This window comes from Oleiphilus sp. HI0125, from assembly GCF_001635355.1.
In genome coordinates this window covers 1-889 of sequence record NZ_LWGF01000042.1, presented here as the reverse complement: position 1 = coordinate 889, position 889 = coordinate 1, and the positions used below count along the sequence as shown (strand labels likewise).

General features: G+C 43.1%; 2 protein-coding genes. Both read right to left on the bottom strand.

Features of this window, described 5'->3' with window-relative positions:
- Positions 1-389, bottom strand: a 389-nt coding sequence (gene ccmI / locus A3762_RS00820; protein WP_068753663.1) for a c-type cytochrome biogenesis protein CcmI, incomplete at its 3' end; no start/stop codon positions are given.
- 37 nt (positions 390-426) lie between these two features.
- Positions 427-889, bottom strand: a 463-nt coding sequence (locus A3762_RS00815; RefSeq protein WP_068753662.1) for a cytochrome c-type biogenesis protein, incomplete at its 5' end; no start/stop codon positions are given.

Sequence of the window (889 nt, the reverse complement as noted above, 5' to 3'; positions counted from 1 at the left end):
GCGAGATCATACGCACCCCAAGAGTTGTACAAATATGCGCTTAAGCCAACTAAAGCCAAAGCAGCGACGATTAAACTGATAAAGGTTGTTGATGTCGCTCTATCTAGGTTGTCGGTACGAGCCTGTACGTTCTTTGCATCACCAAGGAGCGTTGCCTCTAGCTCTTTCTTAATTTCTTCAAACTGAACCTGATCAATTGCATCTGAACGCAGCTCAGCATTGAGCTCTCTGAGACGTTCTTTGTATGCTCTAACGTTCGCGCGCACCCGCGCCTCGTCCGCCGTATCAACGGCAATTTCTTCAAGCTTATGCCTTTTGAACCAGGGGTGAAGTACTATCCATACAGCAACAAGAGAAAGGATTGAGGCTATTATCCAGAATTGGGTCATTGATGACTTTGCCTATAGAAATTAAATAGATGGATGACTAATCGTCAGAATATTTTTTTAACAAGGCTTCGAGTTCAGCTTGATCATCTGAATTATCCACCTTCAATGAGGAACCAGTACTTCCAGTAGCACCATTAGTATCTACAGATATCCGTTTACTTCTGGAGATACCAATAATCGCAATCAGACCTATCGCGATAAATACCCATGGCCCATACCACAACAAATACGTCTCTGATCGCACTGGAGGCTTATAAGTAACAAATTCGCCAAATCTTTGAATCATAAAGTCGACGACTTCATCATGGCTATGTCCATCTTCAACCAGTCTGTGTACTTGCGCGCGCATATCTTGAGCAATCGGCGCATTTGAATCGGCAATATCCTGATTTTGGCACTTAGGGCAACGCAATTCACGGGTTAGAGCTTGATAAGATTCTAGCTTCGTTTCAGAACTAAATTCATATACATCAATGTCGGCATTAAGTGACTCAAAGCCA